The following is a 20,560-nucleotide window of genomic DNA, read 5'->3' as shown; positions in this document are numbered from 1 at the left end:
GTGCACTCATCACCCGGTTGCCAACACCATGAAACACTGAGGAATCCTGGTATGGAACAGCTATCGGATCGTTTCAGGTTGTCTGTTGTATTCGCGGCACTGATGGCACTCGGCGGATTGGCCCAGGGGGCACAAACCGCCAAACCGAATATCCTGTTTATTGTCTCCGACGACACCGGCTATGGTGATCTTGGCCCTTATGGGGGTGGGGTGGGGCGCGGTATGCCAACCCCGAGCATCGACGAACTGGCGGCAGAAGGGGTGACCTTCTTTTCGTTCTACGCCCAGCCCAGCTGTACCCCCGGCCGGGCAGCCATGCAAACCGGGCGGATACCCAATCGCAGCGGCATGACCACCGTGGCCTTCCAGGGCCAGGGCGGTGGTTTGCCGGCCGCCGAGTGGACCCTGGCTTCGGTGCTCAAGACCGGCGGCTACGACACCTATTTCACCGGCAAGTGGCACCTGGGTGAAGCCGACTACGCGTTGCCCAATGCCCAGGGCTACGACGTGATGAAGTACGTCGGCCTGTACCACCTCAATGCCTACACCTATGCCGACCCGACCTGGTTCCCCGACATGGACCCGGAGACCCGGGCGATGTTCCAGCGCGTGACCCAGGGCGCGTTGTCCGGCAAAGCAGGGGAGAAGGCGGTGGAAGAGTTCAAGGTCAACGGACAGTACGTCGACACGCCAGTGGTCGACGGCAAACCCGGGGTGGTGGGGATTCCGTTCTTTGACAACTATGTCGAAAAAGCCGCATTGGAGTTTCTCGACACGGCGGCCAAGTCAGACAAGCCGTTCTTCATCAACGTCAACTTCATGAAAGTCCACCAACCGAACATGCCCGCTCCGGAGTTCGTCCATAAGTCGATGTCCAAATCCAAATACGCCGACTCGGTGGTGGAACTGGATACCCACATCGGCCGGATCATGGCCAAGCTCAAGGCACTCGGGCTGGATAAAAACACCCTGGTGGTCTACACCACCGACAACGGCGCCTGGCAGGACGTTTACCCGGACGCCGGCTACACCCCGTTCCGCGGCACCAAGGGCACGGTGCGCGAGGGCGGCAACCGGGTGCCGGCGATTGCCGTGTGGCCGGACAAGATCAAGCCGGACACGAAAAACCACGAGCTCCTCGGTGGCCTGGACCTGATGGCAACCTTCGCCTCGGTGGCCGGGGTGAAACTGCCGGAGAAAGATCGCGAGGGACAGCCGATCATCTTCGACAGCTACGACATGACGCCCGTGCTGACGGGCAGCGGTCCGTCGCCGCGCAAGGAGTGGTTCTACTTCACCGAGAACGAGTTGACGCCAGGGGCGGCACGTGTGGGCAACTACAAGGCGGTGTTCAACCTGCGCGGTGACGACGGCGCGCAAACCGGTGGCCTGGCGGTGGATTCGAACCTCGGCTGGAAAGGCGCGGCGAAATACGTCGCCACCGTGCCGCAAGTCTTCGACCTGTGGCAGGACCCGCAAGAGCGCTATGACCTGTTCATGAACAACTTCACCGAGCGCACCTGGACCATGGTGCCGATCAGCCAGGCCATCGGCAAACTGATGCAGACCTACCTCAAGTACCCGCCGCGCAAACTGCAGAGCATGGGGTATGACGGGCCGATCGAACTGTCGCAGTACCAGAAATTCCAATGGGTACGCGAAGTGCTGCAAAAAGAAGGGGTCAACCTGCCGTTGCCGGTCGGCAACTGAACCCGGCCACCGAACAGGGCGGCCCGGGCAGGGGCCGCCGCTGCAGTAGGGGGGCGTGGCCGCAGTGCGTGATGATCAGTGGTTCAAGATTGGCTTGGCATCGATAACGTCGCCCGCAAGCCACCTTCGGCACGATTGACCAGGCTGATACGTCCACCCAACTGCGTCGCGATGGTGTTGACGATGGTCAGCCCCAGTCCTGCCCCCTGGACGTTGCCACGGCTGTAGAAACGCTCGAACAATCGCTCGCGATCCGCTTCGTCAATGCCTGGCCCCTGGTCTTCGACACTCAGATGGCAGAAGCCCTCGGCCTGTTCCAGCTTCACGGTGATGACGCCGTTGTCCGGGGAGAAGTTGGCGGCATTGGTGATCAGGTTGCCCAGGGCGATCTCGATGGCGCTACTGCTGGCTGACACCTGAATCGAGTGCTCGGTTTCCTCGAAGGCCAGTTCCAGATTTTTACTCAATAGCCACGGCGCCAGTTGCACCAGGCTGTTGCGCACGGTTTCGCCGAGGTCGATGCTGGGCATGGCGCGAGCGCCGGGCTTGGGCTCGAGGCGGGCCATGGTCAGCAATTGATTGACCAGGCGACTGGTGCGGTCCACACCGGCAATCAGAAACGCCAGTGACTCACGGCGCTCCTCTTCGGTGCCGGCCTCCTGCAGGTTTTGTGCGTGGACCCGCAGCACCGCCAGCGGCGTGCGCATTTCATGGGCGGCATCGGCGATGAAGCGGTGCTCGCGTCCGAGCACCTCCTGGATCTGCGCGAGCATTCGGTTGAGGGCAGCCTGCATCGGTTCCAGCTCGCTGGGCAGCGGGGTCAGTTGCAACGGCTCGAGCGAGCCACTGTGGCGGGCGCGCAGGGTCGCGGCCATGTCAGCCAACGGCTTGAGGCCCCAGCCGATGGCGAACCAGACCAGGGCCGCCAGCAGTAGACTGCCGATCACGTTGGGCCACAGGGTGTGGCGGATGATGCGGTCCACCAGATCGGCTCGCACGTCATCGCGCTCGCCGACCCAGATGCGCAAGCCATTGTCCTGGTCGTGGAGCATGAAGGCGCGCCAATGCCGGTTATTCAGGTCCACCACGTCGCTGAACCCCGGGGTGCCCGGCGGTGTCGCGAAGGACGGCGCGCTGGCGGTATGCACCAATACGTTGCCCGCCGGATCCCACACCTGAAAGGCAATCTTGCGTTCGTAAGGATGGCCGTCGCCGTGCGGCACCGCCTCCCCCAGGGCCGCGTTGAAGGCCCGGTACAGGTCGGCGTGTTGTTGCCCCGCCAACGGCATGCGCATCACCCCTTGCAGCAGCCGGGCGTTCTGCGCCAGTTGGGCATCGTACACTTCGGCAATCTCGTGATTGCTGTCGTGGACGTTGAACACACTGAGCACCGCCAGCCCGGCCAGCAACAGGCCGATGATCAGGGTCAGCGTACGCCGGCGGATCGAGGTCATTGACGTTCCTCCACCAGATAACCCACACCGCGAATGGTGCGGATCAGATCGGTGGAGAACTTCTTGCGCAGGTGATGGATATGCACTTCCAACGTGTTGCTTTCGGCTTCTTCGCTCCAGCCGTAGAGCAATTGCATCAGCTGATCGCGCGTCATTACCCGCCCCGGTGGCGACAGCAGTTCGTGCAGCAGCTGATATTCCTTGGGGGTCAGCGCCACGGGCTGGCCGCGATAGCTGACTTGCTGAGTGCCGGGGTTCAGACAGATGCCGGCGTGCTCGATGACGCTTTGCGCGCGCCCGGCACTGCGCCGTAGCAGCGCCCGCAAGCGCGCCTTGAGCTCCGCCAGATCAAAGGGTTTGACCAGGTAATCGTCCGCTCCGGCATCGAGCCCGGCGATGCGGTCCTCGGTGGCATCGCGGGCGGTGAGGATCAGCACCGGCAGGGTCGCGCCGCTGTCACGCAGGTGGCGCAGGACTTCAAGGCCGTCCATGCGTGGCAGGCCCAGGTCCAGCACCGCCAGGTCGAAGGTTTCGCTGAGCAATGCATGCAACGCGCTGCTGCCGTCCTTCAGCCAGTCGACGGTATAACCCTCGCGGCCCAGCGCCTGGTGAATGCCTTCACCCAGCGCAACATCATCCTCAATCAGTAGTAAACGCACGGGGACTCCTGTCATTCGAGTTTCTTGTTCACGTCCACCAGCAGCGTGGCGATGTCTTTGCGGCGTCCGGCGTCGGCACTTTCCCGGCCCGGTCTGGGCGCCGCATGCAGGGCTTTGGTCAGCGCGGCCTTGGCTTCAGCGTAGCGTTTCTGACGAAACAGGTGATCGCCCCAGAAGTACAGGCTGTCGATGCCGTCGGGATTGAGCAGCAGCGCCTGTTTCAGCAATTGCTCGGCCTTGTCGCTGTCGCCGAAGCCGATCGGCCAGCCCGGCACCCGATCATACAGTGCGGCGAGGCTGGTGTAGGCCGAGCCTTGCAGCGCCTTGGGGTCGAGGTTCAGGGATTTTTCCAGATCGGCCTTGGCCTGCTTGGCCTTGGCCAGTGCGCCGAGACCGCCTTCGGCGCCGGCCCAGCTGCTGGTGACGATGCCCTTCCAGATCCAGGCCTCGGCCACGGCCGGACGCTCGGTGGTGAAGGTCGCGGCCTGGCTCGCCAGTTGCTCGAAGGCGGCGGCGCGCTGTTTTTCCGGGGTTTCATACTGGATGTGCGCCCAGCTCTGCTGGATGTTGCCCAGGCGTTGTTGATCAGCGGCGTCCAGGGCCCAGACACTTTGGCTGAGGGCACCCAGCAGCAGGCATGCGAGGATTTTCTTCATGATTTTGGTGGCTCGTTCTCGGGTTTTTCACTCAGGCGACGGATCAATGGCAATTGCTTGCGCAGGCCGCGATCCACCAGGTTGGGTAGCAGGCTGTTGAGGCGCACGAAAAATCGCTCCGGCCAGCCCAGGTAAAGCTCGCGACGATCGCCGGCAATGGCATGCACCACCGCTGACGCCACGGCTTGCGGATCGTCGACGTTGGCCTTGAGTGCATCGTTGAGCGCCTGTGCGGCGGCGCTGTTCATCGAGGTGCGCGTCGCGCGCGGTGCCACGTACAGCACGCTGACGCGGGTATCCGCCAGCTCCCGGCGCAAGGCTTCGGAGAACCCGCGCAAGGCAAATTTGCTGGCGCAGTAGCCGGCATAACCGGGGTAGCCGATCGAGCCATAGGTGGAGCCGACATTGACCACCATCGCGCTGTCGGCCTGCTTGAGCAGTGGCAGCAGCAGCCGGGTCAGGCAGATCGGCGCGCTGATGTTCACCGCCAGCATGGCGTTGATCTCGCTGTCATCGAGCTGTTCGAGCATGGCGAAGTGATTGACCCCGGCGGCGTTGATCAGCAGGTTGATGCCGCCGACAGCCTGCGCGGCGGCCAACACCTTGCGCCGGTCACCTTCGACGGTCAGGTCGGCGGCGACCCAGCGCAGCTGCTGCGGGTAGCGCTTGAGCATCGGCAGAAGTGCTTCCTGATGTCGCGCGACAGCCAATACCTGCGCACCGGCCGCGCACAGGGCCTGGACAATGGCCAGGCCGATGCCGCCACTGGCGCCGGTCAAGACCACGCGGGCGTCATGCAGCTGCATGCTGAGTCTCCAGGTCGCGTGGCAGGCCGCGGAACATATCGCTGTAGAGGCGATAGACGACTTTCGAGGCGTGGATCACCGCTGCCTGGTCGTCCGGATCCTGCAGGGTGTTCATCAGGCGGCGGTAGGTCTGCATGTGTTCGATGTCCAGCGAACCGTGGGAGCTGAGGTAGCTGAAGGCGCTTTCCGGCAGCGCCAGGCGTTCACGAATGCTGCCCGCCGCGTGGGTGGCCAGGGCGATGCTGGTGCCCTCGAGCACGTTGACCATGCCAAACAGTGCCACCGGGTTACCGCGGGCAATCTGGTCGTATAGAAAACTGACCATCAGTTCGATCGGCAGCGACGGCTGGCCGTCCCGAACGGCGTCGCGATCACCGCCACAGGCGGCGATGTCATCGAGTACCCACTGTTCATGGCCATATTCGTCCTCGATGTACTCGCACACCGCCTTGCGCAGCCACTCCAGGCGAGTCGGCAGGCGCGCGCCACAGGCCATCATCAGCGGCACGGTGTGGCGCACGTGGTAGTAGGCCTGAGCGAGAAACGCCCGATAGCTCTCCAGGCTGACCTCGCCTTGCAGCGCATCGCGGATGACCGGCAGGTTGAACAACTCATGGCGTTCCTGCTGCGTGGCTTCTTGCAGGGTGTCGAAAAAATTCATGATGGTGACTCCTCATAAAGGGCGGGTTCGGTCAGGTGCTCGCGGTACAACGCGAGAATGGCGTCGCGACGCGGGCGTCCGTTGGCGGTCAGCAAACCGTTGGCGGCGCTGAAGGGTTGGGTCAGGCGGGTCCAGTGATGGACCTGGGCGTAATCGGGCAAGGCGGCATTGGCCTCGGCCACGGCGGTGGCCAGTTCGGTATCGCTGCACGTCTCGCGATGCGGCCAAAGCAGTGCATGGTTGTGCGGCAGGGCTTCGCCGTAGACGAACGCCTGGGCGATGTGGCTGCGCTGGGTCAACTCCGACTCGACCCATTCCGGGTTGACGTTGCGCCCGTAACTGGTGACGAACTGGTGTTTCTTGCGGCCCTTGAGATAGAGAAAGCCGTCGGCATCGAACTCACCCAGATCGCCGCTCGGCCACCATTCGTCGACGGCCAGCGGCTCACCCAGATAACCGAGCAGCAGCGAGCCCTTGATCAGCACTTCGCCGTCCTCGGCCAGGCGCACCTCGACATGGGGCAGCGGTCGGCCAACGCTGCCCGCCCGTTCGGCGCCGGGGCGGTTGAGGCAGACCACCGACGCGCACTCGGACAAGCCATAGCCTTCATAAACCGCAAGGCCGACCCGTTGCGCGCGACGCAGCAAGTCCTCGGCCACCCGCGCGCCACCCACGGCGGCAAAACGCAGGGTGCGCGGATTGAAGGCGCGTTGTTCGGCGGCACTGACCAGCAGTAACAGCAACTGCGGCACCAGAATCAGGCTTTCCGGCTGACGGCTGGCCAGATAACCGAGCAAGCGCGGCGCATCGACGCCACTGGCGCCCTGCAGGCCAAGGGTTTTCTGGCTCGGCAGGCTCAGTGTCGCCGCAGCGTACAGCGCTGCGTAACAGCCAAGATTCTCCAGCAGAATCGCCAGTGGCAGCAGCGCCACATGGTGCTGTGGCGCCTTGGCATGACTGGCTTGCTCCAGCTCCCGCGCGACCCGTAGCAGGCTGTCGGCGCTCAGGCAGACGCCTTTGGGCGTGCCGGTGGTGCCGGAGGTGAAGGTCAGTTTGGCGGTGCCGGCGGGCAGGGGGCTGGCAGCGGTGAAGGTGCGACACCAGAACTCGCCGCGAGCTTCGTAGCCGGCGGCCAGCAATTCGGCGTGCAGGTGCGGCTCGGCGATCACCCGTTCGGCCTGGCTCTGCTCAAGGCAATGGACCCGCTGCGCCGCACTGAAAAACGGCGGCAGGCTGACGCAGGTCAGGCCTTCGAACAGGATCGCCAGGTCCCAGAGCATCGCTTCGACGCCGTTGTCCAGCGCGAGGGCGATGACCTGCACCTGTTCATCGCGCAAACGCTCCTGGCGATAGAGCAATTCGGCGTAGAGCGTGGTGTAGTCGATTTTCAGGGTGTCGCCCCAAAGGGCGACACGGCCGTCGTTGCGCCCGGCGTGGTCGCGCAGGGTTTCCTGAAAGCGTTGCAGTTCAAGCGACATGGAAGGCCCCTTCAAGTGAAGTCGGCAATCCCAGCCGGGTGAACAGTCCAATGTTGCGCAAATGGATGAAGCCGGCGCGGATGTTGCCGACGTGCACCCAGGGCTTGCTCTCGTAATAACTGCCCCAGTGGTGGCGATCTTCACCGAGGCGTTCCGGGTCGGCGGCGCACAGCGTGACCGGCTTCAGGCCCAGGCGATGGAAGCTGTTGACCAGGCCGATATTGCCGGTGAACGTCACCCACTCCAGCCCCCCCATGGCCAGCAGGTAGGTGATGGCGATGATGCTCAGGCGTGCGCTGCCGGTGTCGCTGGCGGCGAGGTTGCCGACTTCGACGATGTCCCGTCGTGGCACGGGACGTTCGGCGGCGGCACTGATCAGCGGTTCGATGGGATCGTCCAGGTAGCGTTCGAGAAACAGCGCTTCAAGATGCGCCCGACGTACGCCGGCCACCGCGCACAGTTGGCCGCTGCTGTTCTGTACGCCGAACAATTCAGGCATGAACTGGCGGATATCGGCACCGTGCGCCTGGCGAAAGCGCTGCTGGATGAAGGCCTCGAACAGCGCTCGCTGCGGGTCGCCGGCCACCGCGCCGGACAGGCTCATCTGCGGCGTTTCGGCCTGGCCGAAGTGCAGGGGCAGGGCAATGTTCCAGTCAGGATCGGGCATGGGCAGGACGCCTCCCTCAATAGGTTTGAGCGGAGTATCCGGTGCCTTTCTTAACGAAGTCTGAAGGTGAAAAAAGGTTAATGATTTGACCGTCTTCAGATTGGCTTAAGGCAAACAGGGCAGGGTGACGCCGTCGGTTTGTCCTGCAACCGATTCGAGACGGCCGAATCACGAGGCCGTCGCTCACCCCATCACGAGGCGCTTATGACCCGCAACGTCGCCGTCACCCGTTACGCCAACCTGTCGATCATCCTGCACTGGCTGATGCTCGCGCTGTTCGTTGGCGTCTATGCCAGCGTCGAGCTCAAAGGCATGCTGCCCAGAGGCAGCAGCGCACGGAGTTTGCTGATGGGCTTTCATGGCCTGTTCGGCCTGAGCATCTTTGCCCTGGTGTGGCTGCGTCTGCTCGGCCGCCTGACCCCGCGCCCGCCGATCATCCCGAAGCCGCCCGCCTGGCAGACCGGTCTCTCCCATCTTATGCACCTGGCGCTGTACGTACTGATGATCGCCACGCCGATCCTTGCATGGCTGATGCTGGCCGCTGGCGACAAAGGCTTTCCCTACTTCGGCTTCCACCTGCCAGCGCCGGTGGCGGTTGATCCCGACCTGGCCAAGCGCCTCAAGTACTGGCATGAACTGCTGGGCAGCAGCGGTTACTGGTTGATCGGCCTGCATGCGGCGGCGGGCCTGTTTCATCACTATTGGGTGCGTGACAACACCTTGAACCGGATGCTGCTTGAGCGTAACCGCTACTGAACCGAGCGGTTACGCCGGGAGTCAGCCTTCAGCTCGATCAGCAGCGTCACTGCGGGCATCAGCGAGGGCGTCGCGGACCTTGACCAGCAGTTCGCTGATCTGGAACGGCTTGACCAGCATCTGCATGCCATCGTCGAGGAAGCTCTGGCGGTTGAGGGCGTTCTCCGCGTAGCCGGTCATGAACAGGATCGGCAGCCCCTGGCGACATCCGCCAATTCCCGCCCGCTCATGCGCGGCAAACCGACGTCGGTCAGCAGCAGGTTGATTGACGGGTCACCCTGCAGTCGCTCCAGGGCGGTTTCAATGTCGGGCGCCTGGGTACAGCGGTAACCGGCATCTTCCAGGACTTCGCTGACGAACATCCTGACCGATGCCATGTCCTCCACCAGCAGCACATGTTCGCCGCTGCAGGGGATTGGCGCAGGCTCGGCCTTGTTGTCGCTGACGGTCGGTTCGCTGGTGGCCGGCAACATGATGGTGACCTCGGTGCCTCGGGTCGCGACGCTGCGGATGTGCGCATCGCCGCCGGACTGGCGGGCAAATCCGTAGATCGTCGACAGCCCCAGGCCGGTGCCCTGGCCCAGGGGTTTGGTAGTGAAAAAGGGGTCGAAGACCTTGTCGATCACGTGGTGTTCGATGCCGGTGCCGTCATCGCGCACGGCCAGCGCCACGTAGGCACCATCGGCCAGATTGGGATCGCCATGGGAATAGGCCGCGTAGGTGTTGACCCAGATGTTGCCGCCCTGGGGCAGGGCATCGCGGGCGTTGATCACCAGGTTGAGCAGGGCACTTTCCAGCTGGCTCGGATCGACCAGGGCAATCGCCGGCTTGTTGGTCAGCTCGAGCCTGAGGGTGATGCGTTCACCGATGGTGCGGGTCAGCAACTCTTGCAGCGAGCGCACCTGCTCGTTGATATCCACCGGGCGGGTATCCAGCGGCTGCTGCCGGGCGAAGGCCAGCAAGCGGTGGGTCAGGGCGGCGGCGCTCATGGCCGAGTTCAGGGCCGATTCGGCGTAGAACCTGATTTTCTCCGGACGATTATCAGCCACGCGCTTCTGGATCAACTCCATGCTGGTGATGATCCCGGTCAGCAGGTTGTTGAAGTCGTGGGCGATGCCGCCGGTGAGCTTGCCCAGGGCGTCCATTTTCTGCACCTGCAGCAATTGCGACTCGGCGCGCACCCGCTCGGCGACTTCCTTGGCCAGTTGGGTGGTGGTGTCTTCCAGGCGCGCCAGGTGCGAACGCTCGCGCAGGCGGTGTTCGGTGACGTCCTCGACGAACGCCAGGCTCAGGTCGGCCGTGCGGTAGGGGGAAATCTGCCACTGGGTCTCGCGAATCTCACCGCGCACCTGCATGTTCAGGGTGCCTTGCCAGCGCTCACCGTCGGCCAGGCGCAGGCGCAGTTCGTCGAGGACGGCGCATTGCTCCTCGGCGAAACATTCACTCAGTGCCTGGGGATCGCGGTTGTCGAGAATCAGCTGGGTGAAGGCGTGATTGCACTCGTGCACCTTTAGGTCGGCATCCAGCACTGCGATGGGCGCGGAGACATTGACGAAGATTTCGCGAAAGCGCGCCTCGCTTTCGCGCAATGCATTTTCCGTGTCGCGCACCCGCAGCAAGGTGCGCAGGGTCGCCAGCAGCACGTCCGGGTCGACGGGGTGGATCAGGTAGGCGTCGGCGCCGGCATCGAGGCCGGTGATGATGTCGTCGGTCTGGATCGACGCGGCCGACACGTGGATCACCGGCAGCAGGGCAGTGCGCTTGTCGGCCCGCAGGGCACGGGCGATGTCGAAGCCGCTCATGTCCGGCAGATTGACGTCGAGGATCAGTGCATCGAGCACCTCCCGGGCAATCAGCGCCAGCCCGTCCCTGCCGGTCCCGGCCTCCAGCACCTCATAGCCATGTCGCTCCAGGCGCCGGCGCAAGGCGTAGCGAGTGGCAACGTTGTCGTCGACAATCAACACGCGCATGTCACGTTTCATCGACGTTCTCCTGAGCGATGGCCAACGGGATGATCACGTAGAAGGTCGAGCCAACGCCCGGTGCACTCTGGAATCCGACCTCGCCGCCCAGCAGGCTGGCGAAACGTTTGCACAGCGACAAACCGAGCCCGGTACCGCGCAGGCGCTTCTGCAAGGGCGAGTCGACCTGGGCAAAGTCCTCGAACAGTGAGCCGTGCAGGTCTGCGGCGATGCCGATGCCGGTGTCGCTGACGGCAAACCGCACGTTGTCCGCTCCTTCAAGGCGCGCCGAGACCCGCACTTCACCACGGGTGGTGAACTTCAGCGCGTTGGCGATGAAGTTGCGCAGGATCTGCGCCAGTTTTTTATCGTCGGTGTACAGGCGCGGCAGACCGACCGGTTCTTCGAAAATCAGGTCCACGGCGCTGGCATCGACAATCGGCCGGAACATCCCGCGCAGCGCGGAAAACAGGTCGAACATGTCGAACCAGGCCGGCGAAATGGTGATGCGCCCGGCCTCGATCTTGGCCAGGTCCAGCAAGTCGTCGACCATATCGCTGAGTTCGCGCGCCGCGGTGCTGACGAAGGCCACCTGTTTGTGTTGCTCGGGACTCAGCGGGCCGTCCAGTTCGTCGGCCAGCAGGCTGTTGATGCTGAGGATCGAGCCCAACGGCGTGCGGAACTCGTGGCTCATGTACGACAGAAAGCGACTTTTCAGGTCCGACGCCTGGCGCAGGGCTTGCGCCTGCATGTCGAGTTCGGCGTACAGGGCCAATACACCCTGATTGGTTTCATCGAGTTCTTCGCGCAGCGCGGCGGTTTCGCCCTGCAGTTGCGCGATCAGCGCAGCCTGTTCGGCATGGCTGAGGATGGGCGGCTCAGCCATGGCTCACCTCCAGGGCGACGACCAGTACCGTGACATCGTCGCGCCCGCGACAGAAGTCGCGGTGCAGGACGCTGGCGACCACCGCCGGATGGCGATGGACCAGGCCGGGGTAGTCGTGCAGGTTCCAACGGGACTGCAGGCCGTCGCTGTACATGATCAATAGATGCTCGTTCACTTGCGCATAGTCAAAGGGCTTGGCTTTTCGATACTGCACCCCAACGATGCCGGGATGGGACACCAGGCCGCGAGATTTTTCGGCACCGACCACGCAGGCACCGATGTTGCCAATGCCGGCAAAGGTCAGGCTGGCGCTGCGGCCATCGAATTGGCTGAAGGCCACGGCGCCGCCCCGGCTGCCGATCATGTCGCGGTGCAGGTCGTCCATTAACGCCAGCGGGTCGGCGAATGGCGTTCGGGCGAAGGCTTGTGCGCCGGCACGGCTGGCGTGCTCGGCTTCTTCGCCATGCCCCAGGCCGTCGATCACCAGCGCACTGATGCGCCCCGCCTCGTACGCCAGGTGCCAGGTGTCGCCACAGGCCGGATCGTCGTGCAGTGAATGCTGGCTGACGCCGTAACGGATGTCCGGTTCGCGGTCGCTGCGTGGGTACAGGCGCGCCAGCAACACCGCACCGCGGTCGTCGGCGTAGGCGTCGAATACCTCGGCCTGCCGGGTGATGGCGCCAAGGCCGATGCCGTGGGTGCCGGCGCTGGAAAAGCCGTCGGCCAGGCACGCGTGCAGATCGAAGCCGTTGGCACGGTCGATAGTCTGGATCTCGATGCCAAAGCCACTGGAACGCGGCAACACCCGCAGGTGCAGTTCACCGTGGCTGGCGTGCTTGAGCACGTTGCTCGCCAGCTCGGTGGTCACCAGCGCCACGCGCCCGGCATCGCGCTCATCGAAGCCGAGGCGTTCGGCCAGCTGCTGGGCGGTGCGCCGGGCATGGCCGACCTGGCTGCTGTCTTCGATGGGCAGCACTTGCGTCAGGCTTGCGCCAATATTCATGTCCATCGGGTGATCGTTATGCGAGTGCCCTGGCCGGGCGCGGTGTCCAGTTCGAACTCGTCCACCAGGCGCTTGGCGCCGGTCAGGCCCAGGCCCAGGCCGCTGCCGGAGGTCCAGCCGTCGGTCATCGCCAGCTTGATGTCGGGGATGCCCGGGCCTTCGTCGCGGAAGGTCAGGCGCAGGCCGACCTTGAGGTTCTCGTCGAGAATCTGCCAATCCATGTCGCCGCCACCGCCATAGACCATGGTGTTGCGCGCCAGCTCGCTGACGGCGGTCACCAGCTTGGTCAGGTCGATCAGGCGCATGCCGCATTCGGTGGCCAACTTGCGCGCGGTCTGGCGGGCGAGTACCACGTCCTGCTCGATGTGAATCCCTTGGGTGCCGCTGCTGCGTACGGTCATCGCCGGTTCACTCGGTCCTGGAGCAGCTTCATGCCACGCTCGACATTGAGCGCGGTGCTGACGCCTGGCAGGGTCATGCCCAGCTCGACCAGGGTGATCGCCACCGCCGGTTGCATGCCGACCAGCACCGTCTCGGCGTCCATGATTTTCGACAGGCCGGAAATCGTGCCGATCATCCGGCCGATGAATGAATCGACCATGTCCAGCGCCGAGATGTCGATCAACACCCCCCGCGCAGAGGTTCGGCTGATGCGCTCGGACAGGTCGTCCTGCAAGGTCAGCGCGAGCTGATCGTGCATGTCGACCTGGATGGTCACCAAGAGGAAATCGCCCATTTGCAGAATCGGGATACGTTCCATGGTTCAGGCGTTCTTCACGAGGTTGACGCCCAGGCGGGTCAGCGCCAGTTTCAGGGCGTCGGCCAGATTGGCCTTGGTCACCACGCCCTGCAGGTCGAGGCCAAGATGGACGATGGTCTGGGCGATCTGCGGACGCACACCGCTGATGATGCAATCGGCGCCCATCAGGCGGATCGCCGTGACGGTTTTCAGCAGGTGTTGCGCCACCAGGGTGTCGACGGTCGGCACGCCGGTGATGTCGATGATGGCGATTTCCGAACCGGTATCGACGATGCGTTGCAGCAGCGACTCCATCACCACCTGGGTGCGTTGTGAGTCGAGGGTGCCGATCATTGGCAGCGCCAGCACGCCGTCCCATAGCTTCACCACCGGAGTCGACAGCTCCAGCAGTTCTTCCTGCTGACGCTTGATCACCGCCTCGCGGGACTTCTGGAAGGTGCGGATGGTGTGCATGGCGAACGCATCGAGCAGCTCGGAGATTTCCCAGAGCTGTTCGGCGAGTTGCGCCGGCTGGTCCTTGTAGTGAACCTGCAACAGGGCGAACAGCGGGCCCTTGAGGGAAAAGATGAAGCTGGCGGTCTGCTGCGAATCCTGGCCGAGGAGGGCGCGGCTCTGGGAGAGTTTTTCGAGGAACAGACGGGTCTCGTCCCAGCCCGCCGCGGCGACGTGGGTGCCGTTGTTGTTCTGCAGGCCAGTGACGAGCAGTTGCAGGAAATCGTTGGTTTGTTGCTGGACGTCCTGGTCTTTCACGTTACGGGTCGCCCCGCTGGCTTCCAGGCCGTTTCTCCATGCGCTCAGCAGCTGTGCCTGGTTGTGCGTCATTGCCTCGAGGGTGCTGCTCTGCAGTGCTGCCATGTGCGTTTTGCTCCGTAACGAATGGGGGGCGGCCCGGTTGAAAACGAGCGGCGTAGAGACAGTGACATTTACCGTCTGGAATAGTTGTGCAAACAAATGGAAATACTTATAGCAGAGCGGTTGTTGCAGGGCTTGGTTTTAGCGGGGCGGACGATGGGGGCAGTGTGTAGGAGCTGGCTTGTCGGGACGCCGCATCGCAGCGAACACGTCAACGATAACGCGTGCTTTCTGAATGCACGCGGCGCCCGGGGGCCTTCGCTGGCAAGCCAGCTCCTACAAATTCTGTGGCGGACGCTGGATAGATGTGCGACGCATGACCCTGTAGGAGCCGGCTTGCCGGCGAAGGCGGTGTGTCTGATGTACCGAGGTGTCTGGTTCGCTGGCAAGCCAGCTCCTACAGTGATTGCGGATATTGGCGCAGGCCGACACAATCGCGCCCCCGAACCGGCCGTGGGTGCCGGGGTTGATGCACAGAAGGCCTTGCCATTGAACGAACAGACATTGTCCCAGCGCCTGGAGCGCGTCGCGGCGCAGGTGCCGGTGGGAGCGCGGCTGGCCGATATCGGCTCGGACCACGGTTATCTGCCGGTGGCCTTGCTGCGCCGTGGCCTGATCGCGGCGGCGGTGGCAGGGGAGGTGGCGTTGACGCCGTTTCGCGCTGCCGAACGTTGCGTGTGTGAAAACGCTTTGCAGCACGCGATCAGCGTGCGCCTGGCCAGCGGCCTGGCGGCGATCGAGGCGCAGGATCGAATCGACGCCATCAGTCTGTGCGGCATGGGCGGCGAAACCATCCGCGACATTCTCGATGCCGGCAAGGATCGCTTGAGCGGCGCAGAGCGGCTGATCCTGCAGCCCAACGGCGGCGAGCAGCCCCTGCGCCAATGGCTGATGGATACCGGCTACCGCATCCTCTTCGAGGAAGTGCTGCGGGAAAACCGCTTCTACTACGAGATCATCGTCGCCGAGCGCAGCGGCCCGGTGCAGTACAGCCCCGAGCAACTGTACTTCGGCCCGCTGCAACTGCAGGCCCGCAGCCCGGTCTTCCTGGCCAAGTGGCAACGCCTGCTGCGTGAGCGGCACAAGACCCTCGAGCAGTTCGCCCGGGCGCGGCAGGCGGTGCCCGCGGAAAAGCTCGCGGAGCTGCAGCAGCAGGTACGCTGGATCACCGAACTGCTCGGCTGACCCACCTCGTCAGGCCATCGCCCGCCGGCTGCTGCGCTGATCCAGCACCTGCACCATCAGGCAGGCGTACAGGGTCACCAGGATAAACAGCCCCATGCGCACCGCGAAGGCGGTCTGTACGTCCTTGCCGGCGGCACTGTCCTGCACCGACTGACCGAGCAGGATGATCATGGTCACCAGGGTGTTCAGCCAGAACCCCGGGCTCAGCCGGGTCGGGCTCAGGCGATAGAGCTTGCGTGCGACCCACAGGCCGAACAGCAGCATCCAGAGAAAGAACATCCACAGGTGCACGAACAGGCTCAAGGCACCCCAGAACAGCACGGCAAGCAGGCCGCCGAGCAGGGTTGAACCGAGCAGTTCGCGCCCGGCGTGGCGGGTGCCGGTGGTCGAGCTTTGCTGGCCGAGGCTGACCGCCTTGAGGATGATCGGCAGGTAGCTGGCCGGATCCAGCAGCGCCAGGAGGAAGGCCGGCAGCACGATCAGCGTGGCACGCAGGGCGATCCGCGTCACCTCGCTCGCCGACAGCAGCGCCGCAGCCGCCGGGGCCGGGGCGTTGCCGGGTTCGGGAAACAGCCAGTGGCTGACGCTGACCATCAGCACGGCGAGAAACAGCCCGCGCACCAGCGCATTGATCACCATCACCGCCAGGCCGAAATCGGCGACGCCGGCGGCGGAAATCATCGTCAGGCCAATGATCAGGAAGGTCACGATCAGGTTGTTGGCGCCGCGCAGGCCCATGCGAAACACCACGAACAGCCCGACCCCCACCAGCAGTACGGCGCTGACGGCGTAGTAGCGCAGCAGCGGAATCAACAGCAGGCCGATGCCGGTGGTGAGCATGGCGATCAGCGCCAGGCCGATCCCGGCCTTGAGCTTCAGCGGCTGGTTGAGTGCGGTCAGCAGCAGTACCGCCAGCACCGGGGCGAGGAACGGAATCGGCAGCGCCAGGCCGAAGCTCGCCGCCAGGCACAGCGCGGTGCCGCAGGCCAGGCGCAAGGCGCGCTGGGCTTGCGGCGAGCGCTCAGTAGGCATAGGACAACCAACTCATCAGGCGCAGGAACACCCGGCCGAGGGGATTGAGCGGATTGCCCTCAGAGGGAAAGGCCATCACCTCGGCCTGGCCGCCGGCACGGATGCCGCCGTTGTCACGCAGCTCGGCCAGGGCCGCCTGGTCGAATTCGATGATCACCGGAAAGCGTTGCGCCGGGCGCAGCCAGTCGCGGCTGTTCTGCACCGTCGGCAAGGTGCCGGGGGAAGTCGGCTGGCCGACGCTGACGCCATAGCCGACGCTGCGCACACGGCCGGCGAAGACCTGGCCGGGCAGGGCGTCGAGGACAATCGAAATCGGCGTGCCGGGCTTGACCAGACCGAGGTTGTTTTCGGTCATGTCGGCGCTGATCCACACGTCGTGGATGGCGATCAGGGTCATCACCGGCGAGCCCGCGCCGGCAAATTGCCCGGTGTCGGTGCGCAGGTCGGTGATCAGCCCCGCCGAGCGCGCATGGACCCGGGTATTGGCCAGGTCCAGCTCGGCTTTCGACAAGGCGCTGGCGGCGCTGCGCAATAGCGCGTTGTCTTCCTCGCTACCGCCTTCCTGCTCACGGGCGCGTTGCACCTCGGCTTGTGCCGCCGCCACCTGGCTCAGGGCTTGTTGATGATTGGCCCGGGAGACTTCCAACAGGCGCACGGAGATGGTCCCGCGGTCTTCACGGTACAGGCCCTCCAGGCGCTGGTTGTCCTGGCGGGTCTTCAGCTCATTGGCCTGGGCCGCGCGCAGATTGGCCTGGGCCGAGGCGATCCCGGCGGTGCTGGCGCCGATCTGCCGGCGGGTCGATTCGAGGTCGGCGCGGGCGCGGTCGACGGCGATCTGATAGGGCTGCGGGTCGACCTCGAACAACACGTCGCCGGCCTTGACGTCCTGGTTGTTGCGCACGTTGACCTTGATTACCCGGCCCGCCACCTCGGACGCCACCGGAATCACAAAGGCGCCGACCCGCGCCTGCTGGGTATAGGGGGTGAAACGGTCCGCCAGCAGGTACCAGGCCAGGCTCAGGACAATCACCAACAGCACCCATTTGATGCTTTTGTTCACCGGCGCTGCGGCTGGCGGGACTTCACTCATGGTTATTTACCCTGGATTCGGCGGACGGCGCCGGTAGGTCGGCATCAGGTTCTTGCAGCAAGTCGCCCCAGTCGGTGCGTTGCTCCATCAATTGTCGGGTCGCCGGATCGACCCGCGCCTGGGCGCTGTACCAACCGCCACCGAGGGCGCGGTACAGGGCGATCAGGTTGCTCACGGCGCTGCTGCGGCTGAGCAGGTAGTTGTCCTGCTGGGCGAGCAATGCGCTTTGCGCGTCGAGCACCCGCTGGAAATCGGAATAACCCTCGCGGTACTGGGCGTTGGCCAGGACCAGCGAGCGCTGGGCGGCAAACGCGGCATCACGCAGGATGCGCTCGCGCTCCAAAGCCTTGGTCAGTCCGGTGGCGGCATCGTCGGCTTCGCGCGCGGCCTGGCGCACCTTGTCGCGATAGGCTTCGATCAGTTGCTGCAGGCGCGCGTCCTGGACCCGCACGTTGTTGCTGATTCGCCCGTGGTCAAAGATGTTCCAGCGCAAACTCGGGCCGCCCACCACATCCAGGCTGTTGGACGTACCGCCCACCGAATTGGCCGACCAGACGATGCTGCCGAGCAAGCTCAGGGATGGGTAGAAGTCGGCCTCGGCAACCCCGATCAGCGCCGACTGCGCGGCGACGTTCAGCTCGGCGGCGCGCACATCCGGGCGGCGCAGCAGCAGCTCGGCCGGTACGTCCTGCAGCACCGCACGGTCGACCAGCGGGATCAGGCCGGTGTTTTCCTGCAGCAGCGGCATCGGTCCGGGGGCCTGACCGATCAGAATCGCCAACGCGTTGCGGGTCCGCGCCGCCTGGTCTTCGAGGCTGGGGATGTTGCTCAGGGTGCCCAGGTACTGGGTTTTTGCCTGCTGCACGTCGAGTTCGGCGGTCTGCCCGCTGTTGAACAGTTTTTCGGTGATTTCGAAGCTGCGCTGTTGTTGCACGGCGTTTTCCCGGGCCACTCGCAGGCGCGCCTCGGTGGTGCGCAGGGCGTAATAGGTGTCGGCGACTTGCGAGCGCAGCAGCACCAGCACGTCTTCGTAGTTGGCCTGGGCGGCGAAGTAGCTGGCGTCCGAGGATTCGATGGCGCGACTGAAACGGCCCCAGAAATCCATTTCCCAGCCGATGTCGAAGCCGGCGCTGTATTGCCAGAAACCGCTGCTCTGCGGGTTGCGCCCGCCGGCCTGGTCGCGGTTGACGTACAGGGTGTCGGCGCTGGCCTGTTGCAGTTGCGGGTAGCGCCCGCTCTGCGCGATGCCCAGTTGGGCGCGGGCTTCCATGACCCGCAGGCCGGCGATTTTCAGGCTCGAGTTATAGGCGTCGGCCTGGGCGATAAGACGGTCCAGCAGCGGGTCGTCGAAGATCCGCCACCACTGGCGCAGGTCTGGGTTGTCGCCGCGCTGGCTGGCGTGCTCGAGGGCGGCGCTGTCCCACTGCCGGGTCCAGGGTTCGGCGGGCGGCTGGAAGTCCGGGCCCAGGCGCACGCAGCCGCCCAGCCCGAGGATACCCAGCAACAGCAGGTGTTGCGCCTGTCTGAATGTCACCATGGCAGGCGCGTCAGAGCGGTCGCTGCTCGTCCAGCGCAGGGACGGGCGGTTGATCCTTGACCCACTGCCAGAACACCTGGTACGCCACGGCCAGGATCACCGGGCCGATGAACAGGCCGATGATGCCGTTGGTGACCATGCCACCCAGGGCGCCGATCAGCACCACCGGCATTGGCACGTTGACCCCGCGCCCGAGCAGCAGCGGCTTGAGCACGTTGTCCACCAGCCCGGCGATGAATACGTAGATGGCGAAGATGACGGTCGCGGTGCTCGCACCTTCCTTGAAGAACACGAAGATGATCACCGGTAGGGTGATCAGGGTCACCGGCAACTGCATGATCCCCAGCAGCAGGACCGCCAGCGCCAGCAGCCCGGCAGCCGGAACGCCCATCAGCACGAACCCGGCACCCACCAGCAACATCTGGATGAAGGCAATACCGATCACCCCCAGCGCCACCGCCCGAATGGTTGCGGTGCACAGCTCGGTGATGGACGGGCCGCGAGCCGGACCGCTGATCCGCGAGACGATCTGCACCGCGCTGCGGCTGCCGCTTTCACCCCAGGCCATGACGATCCCGGCGATGATCAAGGCAAAGATGAACACCAGGAAACCCATGCCAGCGCCGGCCAGCTTGCTCAGCACCGTGAGGCTGAACTGCTTGATCTCGGGAATGTACTTCTGCACCAGGTCCGGCAGGTTGTCGGCGGCCTGGGTCCACAGGCTGTTCAGGGATTTGCCGATCAGCGGCCAGTTGGCCAGTGCTTCAGGCGGCGGCGGGATATGCACACTGTCGGATTTGACAATGGCCATGGCGCTTTCCACCGAGCCCACCAGCGAGGTGCCCAACAGGTAGACCGGGACCATCAGAATGGCCACCGCGATCAGGATCATCAGGGTCGCAGTGTGGCCGCTGCTGGTGCCCAGTTTGCGTGCGAGCCGTCCATGCAGGGGATAAAGGGTGATGGCCAGGATCACCGCCCACAACATCAGGTCGAGGAACGGGCGGAAAATCTCGAAGCAGAACAGCACCATGACCGCGAGGATCCCCGCGCGAATCAGTACATCGAGCATTTCCCGGGAAAAGCTTCGGTCCAAGAGGGTAGAGGGGATCACGGATTGCCTCCGGTAGCGATTGGCCACGGCATGAAATAGGTAAATCCAGCATAGACGCTCATCCAGCAGTGTGGGAGAAACCTGCAGGTGTCGTTATCTGGAGGGGCGGGGGCGGTATTGGAGGGAAGGTGGCGGGCGTTGGCGAATCAAAAATTGTCATTAATGGGTGCGTTTGCGCGCTAATAGCCGGAAAATCGCGGTTGTCCACTAAGGTCGGTTGTCCTTGGATTACCAAATGTGACTAAAATGCCACCTGATGTTGCGTCCAGCAGCCTGTATTGTCCTGACGTGTG

The 20,560-nt window shown here is 64.3% G+C and carries 19 protein-coding genes and 1 pseudogene; 3 read left to right on the top strand and 17 right to left on the bottom strand.

What is annotated here, in order from left to right; genetic code table 11:
- Positions 1-51: 51 nt before the first annotated feature.
- Complete coding sequence (locus tag ACZYR5_RS24475; protein WP_489091987.1) at positions 52-1,710, top strand: arylsulfatase; 1,659 nt, start codon at positions 52-54, stop codon at positions 1,708-1,710.
- A gap of 83 nt (positions 1,711-1,793) precedes the next feature.
- Here the strand turns inward: ACZYR5_RS24475 and ACZYR5_RS24470 are convergent, their stop codons facing one another.
- The 7 genes from ACZYR5_RS24470 to ACZYR5_RS24440 are packed head-to-tail and all read right to left on the bottom strand — an operon-like array spanning position 1,794 to position 8,091.
- A complete protein-coding gene (locus tag ACZYR5_RS24470; protein WP_489091986.1) occupies positions 1,794-3,164 on the bottom strand; it encodes a sensor histidine kinase in 1,371 nt (456 codons plus the stop codon).
- Positions 3,161-3,823: a response regulator gene (locus ACZYR5_RS24465; RefSeq protein ID WP_489091985.1), complete on the bottom strand. Its 663-nt coding sequence runs from the start codon at positions 3,821-3,823 to the stop codon at positions 3,161-3,163. The genes ACZYR5_RS24470 and ACZYR5_RS24465 overlap by 4 nt, the downstream gene beginning before the upstream one ends.
- A gap of 11 nt (positions 3,824-3,834) precedes the next feature.
- Positions 3,835-4,479, bottom strand: coding sequence for a tetratricopeptide repeat protein (locus tag ACZYR5_RS24460; protein WP_489091984.1), 645 nt, complete (start codon positions 4,477-4,479; stop codon positions 3,835-3,837).
- Positions 4,476-5,285, bottom strand: coding sequence for an SDR family oxidoreductase (locus ACZYR5_RS24455; RefSeq protein ID WP_489091983.1), 810 nt, complete (start codon positions 5,283-5,285; stop codon positions 4,476-4,478). Before ACZYR5_RS24455 ends, ACZYR5_RS24460 begins: the two co-directional genes overlap by 4 nt.
- Complete coding sequence (locus ACZYR5_RS24450) at positions 5,272-5,946, bottom strand: iron-containing redox enzyme family protein (RefSeq protein ID WP_489091982.1); 675 nt, start codon at positions 5,944-5,946, stop codon at positions 5,272-5,274. Before ACZYR5_RS24450 ends, ACZYR5_RS24455 begins: the two co-directional genes overlap by 14 nt.
- Positions 5,943-7,424, bottom strand: a complete 1,482-nt coding sequence (locus ACZYR5_RS24445) for an AMP-binding protein (protein WP_489091981.1) — start codon at positions 7,422-7,424, stop codon at positions 5,943-5,945. Before ACZYR5_RS24445 ends, ACZYR5_RS24450 begins: the two co-directional genes overlap by 4 nt.
- Positions 7,414-8,091, bottom strand: coding sequence for a thermostable hemolysin (locus tag ACZYR5_RS24440; protein WP_489091980.1), 678 nt, complete (start codon positions 8,089-8,091; stop codon positions 7,414-7,416). The genes ACZYR5_RS24445 and ACZYR5_RS24440 overlap by 11 nt, the downstream gene beginning before the upstream one ends.
- A gap of 204 nt (positions 8,092-8,295) precedes the next feature.
- On the opposite strand from ACZYR5_RS24440, the gene ACZYR5_RS24435 reads away from it, so the two are divergent.
- Positions 8,296-8,847 (top strand): cytochrome b, encoded by a 552-nt coding sequence (locus ACZYR5_RS24435; protein WP_489091979.1) that lies wholly within the window; start codon positions 8,296-8,298, stop codon positions 8,845-8,847.
- 21 nt (positions 8,848-8,868) lie between these two features.
- Here the strand turns inward: ACZYR5_RS24435 and ACZYR5_RS24430 are convergent.
- The 6 genes and pseudogenes from ACZYR5_RS24430 to ACZYR5_RS24405 all read right to left on the bottom strand — a co-directional run bounded on the left by ACZYR5_RS24430 (position 8,869) and on the right by ACZYR5_RS24405 (position 14,312).
- Positions 8,869-10,829: pseudogene (locus ACZYR5_RS24430) on the bottom strand (response regulator).
- On the bottom strand, positions 10,819-11,694 hold the full coding sequence (locus ACZYR5_RS24425) for a sensor histidine kinase (RefSeq protein WP_489091978.1): 876 nt from the start codon (positions 11,692-11,694) through the stop codon (positions 10,819-10,821). The pseudogene ACZYR5_RS24430 and the gene ACZYR5_RS24425 overlap by 11 nt, the downstream one beginning before the upstream one ends.
- Positions 11,687-12,697, bottom strand: a complete 1,011-nt coding sequence (locus ACZYR5_RS24420) for an ATP-binding protein (RefSeq protein WP_489092182.1) — start codon at positions 12,695-12,697, stop codon at positions 11,687-11,689. The genes ACZYR5_RS24425 and ACZYR5_RS24420 overlap by 8 nt, the downstream gene beginning before the upstream one ends.
- Positions 12,694-13,098 (bottom strand): anti-sigma regulatory factor, encoded by a 405-nt coding sequence (locus tag ACZYR5_RS24415; protein ID WP_489091977.1) that lies wholly within the window; start codon positions 13,096-13,098, stop codon positions 12,694-12,696. Before ACZYR5_RS24415 ends, ACZYR5_RS24420 begins: the two co-directional genes overlap by 4 nt.
- The gene (locus tag ACZYR5_RS24410; RefSeq protein ID WP_489091976.1) at positions 13,095-13,457 is read right to left on the bottom strand and encodes an STAS domain-containing protein; all 363 of its coding nucleotides are present in this window, start codon (positions 13,455-13,457) and stop codon (positions 13,095-13,097) included. Before ACZYR5_RS24410 ends, ACZYR5_RS24415 begins: the two co-directional genes overlap by 4 nt.
- A 3-nt stretch (positions 13,458-13,460) precedes the next feature.
- Complete coding sequence (locus ACZYR5_RS24405) at positions 13,461-14,312, bottom strand: STAS domain-containing protein (protein ID WP_489091975.1); 852 nt, start codon at positions 14,310-14,312, stop codon at positions 13,461-13,463.
- A gap of 486 nt (positions 14,313-14,798) precedes the next feature.
- On the opposite strand from ACZYR5_RS24405, the gene ACZYR5_RS24400 reads away from it, so the two are divergent.
- Positions 14,799-15,494: a tRNA (adenine(22)-N(1))-methyltransferase gene (locus tag ACZYR5_RS24400; protein WP_489092181.1), complete on the top strand. Its 696-nt coding sequence runs from the start codon at positions 14,799-14,801 to the stop codon at positions 15,492-15,494.
- Between the two features lie 9 nt (positions 15,495-15,503).
- Here ACZYR5_RS24400 and ACZYR5_RS24395 read toward each other — a convergent pair whose 3' ends face one another.
- From ACZYR5_RS24395 to ACZYR5_RS24380, 4 genes are read right to left on the bottom strand one after another with little or no spacing between them, the layout of a single operon-like run.
- On the bottom strand, positions 15,504-16,526 hold the full coding sequence (locus ACZYR5_RS24395; RefSeq protein WP_489091974.1) for a DUF2955 domain-containing protein: 1,023 nt from the start codon (positions 16,524-16,526) through the stop codon (positions 15,504-15,506).
- Positions 16,516-17,616: an HlyD family secretion protein gene (locus ACZYR5_RS24390; protein ID WP_489091973.1), complete on the bottom strand. Its 1,101-nt coding sequence runs from the start codon at positions 17,614-17,616 to the stop codon at positions 16,516-16,518. Before ACZYR5_RS24390 ends, ACZYR5_RS24395 begins: the two co-directional genes overlap by 11 nt.
- Positions 17,609-19,153: an efflux transporter outer membrane subunit gene (locus tag ACZYR5_RS24385; RefSeq protein ID WP_489091972.1), complete on the bottom strand. Its 1,545-nt coding sequence runs from the start codon at positions 19,151-19,153 to the stop codon at positions 17,609-17,611. The genes ACZYR5_RS24390 and ACZYR5_RS24385 overlap by 8 nt, the downstream gene beginning before the upstream one ends.
- Positions 19,154-19,163: 10 nt before the next feature.
- Positions 19,164-20,267, bottom strand: coding sequence for an AI-2E family transporter (locus tag ACZYR5_RS24380; RefSeq protein WP_489091971.1), 1,104 nt, complete (start codon positions 20,265-20,267; stop codon positions 19,164-19,166).
- Between the last annotated feature and the right edge of the window lie 293 nt (positions 20,268-20,560).

It is taken from the genome of Pseudomonas sp. F007 (assembly GCF_057814275.1).
This window is presented reverse-complemented; position numbering and strand designations above follow the sequence as displayed.

What these genes read in the sequence shown, in the direction of transcription:
- ACZYR5_RS24475 (WP_489091987.1), top strand. Translation starts at nt 52, where the DNA reads ATGGAACAGCTATCGGATCGTTTCAGGTTGTCTGTTGTATTCGCGGCA.
- ACZYR5_RS24470 (WP_489091986.1), bottom strand. Translation starts at nt 3,164, where the DNA reads ATGACCTCGATCCGCCGGCGTACGCTGACCCTGATCATCGGCCTGTTG.
- ACZYR5_RS24460 (WP_489091984.1), bottom strand. Translation starts at nt 4,479, where the DNA reads ATGAAGAAAATCCTCGCATGCCTGCTGCTGGGTGCCCTCAGCCAAAGT.
- ACZYR5_RS24455 (WP_489091983.1), bottom strand. Translation starts at nt 5,285, where the DNA reads ATGCAGCTGCATGACGCCCGCGTGGTCTTGACCGGCGCCAGTGGCGGC.
- ACZYR5_RS24450 (WP_489091982.1), bottom strand. Translation starts at nt 5,946, where the DNA reads ATGAATTTTTTCGACACCCTGCAAGAAGCCACGCAGCAGGAACGCCAT.
- ACZYR5_RS24445 (WP_489091981.1), bottom strand. Translation starts at nt 7,424, where the DNA reads ATGTCGCTTGAACTGCAACGCTTTCAGGAAACCCTGCGCGACCACGCC.
- ACZYR5_RS24440 (WP_489091980.1), bottom strand. Translation starts at nt 8,091, where the DNA reads ATGCCCGATCCTGACTGGAACATTGCCCTGCCCCTGCACTTCGGCCAG.
- ACZYR5_RS24435 (WP_489091979.1), top strand. Translation starts at nt 8,296, where the DNA reads ATGACCCGCAACGTCGCCGTCACCCGTTACGCCAACCTGTCGATCATC.
- ACZYR5_RS24425 (WP_489091978.1), bottom strand. Translation starts at nt 11,694, where the DNA reads ATGGCTGAGCCGCCCATCCTCAGCCATGCCGAACAGGCTGCGCTGATC.
- ACZYR5_RS24420 (WP_489092182.1), bottom strand. Translation starts at nt 12,697, where the DNA reads ATGAATATTGGCGCAAGCCTGACGCAAGTGCTGCCCATCGAAGACAGC.
- ACZYR5_RS24415 (WP_489091977.1), bottom strand. Translation starts at nt 13,098, where the DNA reads ATGACCGTACGCAGCAGCGGCACCCAAGGGATTCACATCGAGCAGGAC.
- ACZYR5_RS24410 (WP_489091976.1), bottom strand. Translation starts at nt 13,457, where the DNA reads ATGGAACGTATCCCGATTCTGCAAATGGGCGATTTCCTCTTGGTGACC.
- ACZYR5_RS24405 (WP_489091975.1), bottom strand. Translation starts at nt 14,312, where the DNA reads ATGGCAGCACTGCAGAGCAGCACCCTCGAGGCAATGACGCACAACCAG.
- ACZYR5_RS24395 (WP_489091974.1), bottom strand. Translation starts at nt 16,526, where the DNA reads ATGCCTACTGAGCGCTCGCCGCAAGCCCAGCGCGCCTTGCGCCTGGCC.
- ACZYR5_RS24390 (WP_489091973.1), bottom strand. Translation starts at nt 17,616, where the DNA reads ATGAGTGAAGTCCCGCCAGCCGCAGCGCCGGTGAACAAAAGCATCAAA.
- ACZYR5_RS24385 (WP_489091972.1), bottom strand. Translation starts at nt 19,153, where the DNA reads ATGGTGACATTCAGACAGGCGCAACACCTGCTGTTGCTGGGTATCCTC.